The sequence below is a fragment of the Paenibacillus sp. cl130 genome (assembly GCF_900116035.1).
GTDB lineage: Bacteria > Bacillota > Bacilli > Paenibacillales > Paenibacillaceae > Paenibacillus > Paenibacillus polymyxa_B.
In genome coordinates, this window is record NZ_FOYG01000002.1 from 500227 (window position 1) to 505930 (window position 5704).

Consider the following 5704-nt stretch of genomic DNA (forward strand, 5'->3'; position numbering starts at 1 on the left):
TCGGTGACACAGTCCTTCCCTGCTTTTAGATTTTCCCAATATTCGTTCATGTCCCTGGACCAGGGATACTTTCCAGCCATCCCAATGATCGCTATCGGTTCACGCATTTCCGCAGGGGCAGACCCGGCCAAGCTTCGGATGGGCTTCGCTGCCGTTTTTGCCGCAGATGGCACGGCTTCTTCTTCGACATACAGCGGTGCCGCAAGTGTTTCCTCCACAGGCTGTATGTCATGGCTCATCCCGGTCCACTGCATGCACTCCTGCGGGTATTCCGCTACAAAATATTCCGTCAAGGCGCGCAAGGTCTGGTACTCATAAAACAGCGTCTGGGACAGCTCTCCAAAGAAGCCCGCCAGCTTGGCATTGAGCTGGGTAATCATGATCGAGTCGATTCCATACCTCTCCAGCGGCTCATGGGCTTCGATGCTGCTGACGCTCAGCCGAGTCACCTCTCCCAATAGCACCTTGAGTCGATATAAGGTTTTATCGTAGAGCAAGTTCGAATCCAGCTTAGGCGCAGTTGCCTGGATAGGGACAGCTGCCTGGATAGCATGGACATCGGGCTGTGAAACGGCTTTTGCCAGGTAGGCCTCAATTTTCTCAGGTTCTCCTTCCATGACCATCACCTGCTTCTTGCCAGAGGCCAAGCTTTGGTACAACGCCCTCATTCCCGACCAGGTCTGCATGGCTGTAATACCCATGTTTTGCGTCATGATCTGTTCCGTGTCCGCATCGATCCGCATTCCGCCCTCTTTCCATAGCGGCCAGCGGATGGATAACGTCTGTCCCCGCCGTTGCGTGGCCCCTACCAGGGCATTCCGGTATTCGGCGTATGCGTCCATAAAGGCATTGGCGGTCGAATAGTCAGCCTGTCCCGGATTGCCTATGCTGCCCGATATGGAAGAAAAGAGCACAAAGAAGTCCAGGTTCTGGCCACTGCTTGCCTCATCCAGATGGACCAGTCCGCTTACCTTCGGTCCCAGCACCTCCATAAATTCTTCACTAGTTTTTTTAATGATAAAATTATCGTGAGTCACCCCTGCGCAGTGGATGATCCCATGGACACGTCCAAATTCCTGCTGAATGCTGTCCAATAAATCGATAACGGTGTTTCTATGGGTGATATCCGCTTGCCTGTACACCACGCTGGCGCCTGAAGACTCCAGCTCCTGTAGCCTCGTCTGCTTGTCTCGGTCCAGCGGCGACCGCCCCGTCAAAATGAAGGTCGCTGCTTGCGTCTGCCGGGCAATCTCTTCTGCAACCAGCAGTCCCAGACTGCCGGAGCCTCCAGTGATCAGATAGACCCCACCATCTCTCCATGGAAGCCCCTCTTCTTGCCCAGATGTTTCGAGCCTGCTCCAGCAAGCGATTGTCCGTTGTCCGTTCTCATAGCGAATCCAGCTATTCATCGGGCTACGGCTGTTGTCCTCCAGCTTCGCCATGATGCCTTCCGCCTGTTCTCCCTGATCCACTTCGATCAGCTGCCCGATGAATTTCGGGTTTTCCAGCCGGGCTGTCTTCAACAGTCCCGAAAGTCCCGAAAAGAGCCGTCCTTCCCCGGCGTTCCGCACCACAATTTGGACCAGCACCCTCCCCTCAGGCTTGTCTTTGAGTATGGTTTGAATGCTCTCAAAGGCCTGAATAGCATAGGCCTGGAACCGTTCATCAACCCGGCTCTTCCCGGATTGAAAGGCAAGCACCTGCACAGCTCCGTTCAAACTCGCTTCGAGGCGCTCGTGCAAAGCTTCGTCTGGCTCACAAAGCAAGACCATTCGCCGATCATAGGCAGGGACTTCGGCTTCCAGCGGTATCTCCTGCTTTTTCCATGTAGGCTCAAATAGCAGTGTACGGCTACTCGTAACGGCAGGCGCTTCCGCAGCTCTGGCGACCGTAAATTTTGGTTCACGCTCTGCCGCTCTGCCGCCTGTAATTTTGTCCTCACTCCTAGGCGCCCAATACTGCTCTTTTGCAAAAGGATAAGTTGGCAACGGAATCCTAGAGTACTGTTCATTTGAAAATAAACACTCAAAGTCTAACGAATATCCCTGAACATACAAATCTGCAATCGTAGTCAAAAGCTCCAAATACTCGCGGGTATCGCTTGCGTTTTGACAATTGTAAATACATTCATCCCCGTATCTTTTCAAAGATGTTTGTATGCGTTGATCTTTTTCATGCAGTTCAGAATGATAAACTTGAGAAGCACTGCCTTTTTCCAGCCACTTTTTAAGGGACATGGCAAGCTCGCCTTGATTACGGGCAACACAGGCAAGCCGATGATTACAGTGCTTTCTCCCAAGCAATAATGTATAACTCATATTACCGCAATCCGCCTTAGGCTCCTGTTCGCAATAGGCAAGCAGTTGCTCTACCTGCTGGCGCAATTGTTTTGAAGTCCGTGCCGACAGCGGAATGAAATAACCAGGCTTTTCGGAATGTGTCCGTTCCGTCTCTGGAGCCTCCTCTATGACCATATGAGCATTCGTACCGCTGGCACCAAAGGAGCTGACCGCAGCACAGCGTCTGGCTCCGGGCTCAACCTCCCAGTCCTGCAGATGCGTATTGACATAAAAAGGACTATCCGCAAACTGAATATTTGAATTGCCCGACCGGAAATGAAGTGTAGGAGGAATTTGCTTATTCTTTAATGACAATAAAAGTTTGATCATTCCCGTAATTCCTGCCGCAATTTGCGTATGGCCAATATTCGTCTTAATGGACCCTATGGCGCAATATTCCTTCTTGTCGGTATACTTTCTAAAGGTTCGAGTCAGTGCCTGATATTCAATGGGATCTCCCAATTTGGTGCCAGTTCCATGTGCTTCCACCATCTGGATTTGCTCTGGGTGGATATGAAATGTATCATATACATTTTGCTCGAGTCGCTCCTGAGATTTCTGGCTTGGCGCAGTAAGTCCATTCGTGGTGCCGTCCTGGTTGATCGCTGAGCCTGAAATCACTCCATAGATGTGGTCTCCATCAGCAACAGCTTCATGAAGACGCTTGAGCACAATCGCGCCAAGCGCCTCTCCCGGAACCATTCCATCTGCCCTGTCATCAAAGGTATAGCAGCGTCCCGAGCGAGACAGCATCCCTGCCCTGTCACCATACAAATAGCAGCGGGGGGTCGTATGAATATAGACACCACCCGCTAAAGCCATATCCGTTTCTCCGGTCCATAAGCTTTGGCAAGCCAGATGAACTGCAACTAACGAACTGGAACAAGCTGTATCTACAGCTATTGCTGGTCCGTGAAGATTCAAGTAGTAGGAAATTCTAGCGGGAATCACGGAACCCATATGACCCCAAAGCGCTTGTGGAGGCAGGTCTTCACCCAGCAATTGTTGGTAATCTCCCTCGGCACAACCCACATACACTCCACAGCGGCGACCCTCCATCCCTGTACCTGCATAGCCAGCATCCTCCAGAGCATGCCACGCTTCCTCCAGAAACAATCGCTGCTGCGGATCCATATAGGTCGCTTCCAGTCCCGAGATATTGAAAAAAAGCGGATCAAACTTATCAATATCCCCCAAAAAACTGCCGTGATTGCAATAGCTTGCATGTTTTTCCTGGTATTTCGAAAGATCCCACCGGGTTACCTCTTCCACTAAATCGTCACCGTTCTTAAGGTGATTCCAAAGCTCATGTACATTATCTGATCCAGCAAACCGCCCGCTCATTCCAATAATCGCAATGGGCTCCCTTGGTGTTAAAGCTCTCTCTTTATCCTTCTTATTGGGTCTCTCCTGCTCAAAGGATATACTTGCCGTTTCAACAGGATGAATCGTATAATCCGTGTCTTTAAGTTTTTGGATGTCGCGACTTGCATCTTCCATGTTGTCTATTGGATTAGCGCTCTGGTCCAAGACTTGTGAAACTTTATCTCCATATTGGCTTAAAATGTATAGCGTCAGTTGTTTTACCGAACTGTAATCGAAGATGTCGGTGGTTTGCAAATGAATCCCCAGCCCCTGATTGACAGCCTGCACAAAGTTGACGCCAAGAATGGAGTCCAGGCCATAATCTGCGAAAGACTCATGAATATCAATCATAGTAAAGTCCACATTCAAAGCCTCTACCAGCTTCCCTACGATAAGCTCCTGGACATACTCTTCAGCCATCTCGCTTGTTACATCAATATCTGATCGAATTCCTTCGTCACGCTGTTTCATTTGAGATTTGTCGTGTTCAGGCTCCTGTTTGTTCCGAATCAGACCATCGCTTTCCGCCACAATAATTTGTTGACCTATATCATGCGCTTCCTGAGCAGGGAAGAAAACGGACCGGAAACCTTCCATTTCCAATACCTTTCGCCAACTTTCGGGATATAGCCCGGGAGAGCCTGGAATGCGCAGCTCCGGATCATTATAAAGCCACCATCCCTCTAAAAGGCCAAAGGATAGATGGTTTAACAGAGAGTTACCGCTGATTTCATTTATAAGAATCAGACCGTTTTCTCGCAGCACCGCTTTGACATTGCGTAACGTTTGGCGAATGTTCCGGGTGGCGTGCAATACATTGGTGGCAATCACAATATCATATCCACCTGTATCAATATCTTGTCCCTGAGCCGACTCTTCCACATTAAAAATCTGATAAGTCAGGTAAGGATTTTTCGGACCGTACTCTTTTTGTGCATGTAATAAAAATGCTCTGGATTTGTCGGTATAGCAATATTCTTGAATATGCTCCCGATAAGGTTCGAGCTTCTGGAAGACCAAAGCGCTAGTACCTCCAGTGCCTGCGCCAATTTCAATGATTCGAATCGGTACCGACGGGTTATGCTTAATCCGCTCATTCAGATAGGAAACTACGATATCTCCCAGCACTTCATTAAAGTAATCCGCTGCAGGACTGTTCTTATATATACCTTCTACCAGTTTCATAGAGGAATTAGGAAAAATGATATCGGTGGCTGGTATTTTCCCGGTTAAAATTTCCGGCAGCTTGCGCAAGGTTGATTCTACCAAAAATACCCAGGCTGAGAGATCCGGATTTTTCAGCCATGCCCCTTTCTTCCATTCCCACTCCTTCCATACAGCCTGCAGATCGACCGAAGCGGTACCCGCTACGCTATATGACTCTCCATTGCAATACAAATACTGATTCCGTACCAAAATCTCTATGCTTTCTTCAAGCCAACGATCGTATAAATTCAGTAAGGCGGTTTTTGTTTTAAAATCTGCGATCATAGCTTTCTTTTCCATTTGCGCATATGGACATAATCCCATCAAGCGCAAATGGCTCCATAACAGCCTGCATAAGATATCATTCATTTCCTTCATCTGTAAGCCTCCATTCCCGTTCAGCCCCTCGTGTCGCTCCGTCCTGTTCCGAGTAAGCTTTGCTGTCGACTGTAGTCGAGGACATTGTCTCGTATGCAGCCGCTAGGTAAGAAAGATCTGGCATCTTCTTTATTTTTACACTGGCAGAAATATGACTCTGGATGTTTTGGATATACGAAGGAATAGCTTTGGCATTTGAAGCATCGATGTCTTCCTTATTCATTTCCGAAACATTTGCCATTTTGGCAAGTGTCTTTTGGGCAATGAACGAATCTGTTGGCTTTACAGCATCTGCAGATTCAATGGAAGCCAATTTAGTTTTAATATCCGTGATCCAGTACCGCTCTCTCGCAAAAGGATAGGCCGGCAGGCTGATTCGCCGCGGCTTGGCATCCCCATAAAGCATGTTCCAATCC

General features: G+C 48.7%; 2 protein-coding genes. Both read right to left on the reverse strand.

The genetic code is table 11. From position 1 onward, the window contains the following. Window positions 1–5288: SDR family NAD(P)-dependent oxidoreductase (locus tag BM358_RS08520; protein ID WP_143109553.1), on the reverse strand; the 5288-nt coding region annotated here is incomplete at its 3' end. Next, window positions 5272–5704, reverse strand: a 433-nt coding sequence (locus BM358_RS08525; RefSeq protein WP_218161330.1) for a hypothetical protein, incomplete at its 5' end; no start/stop codon positions are given. The genes BM358_RS08520 and BM358_RS08525, both read right to left, overlap by 17 nt.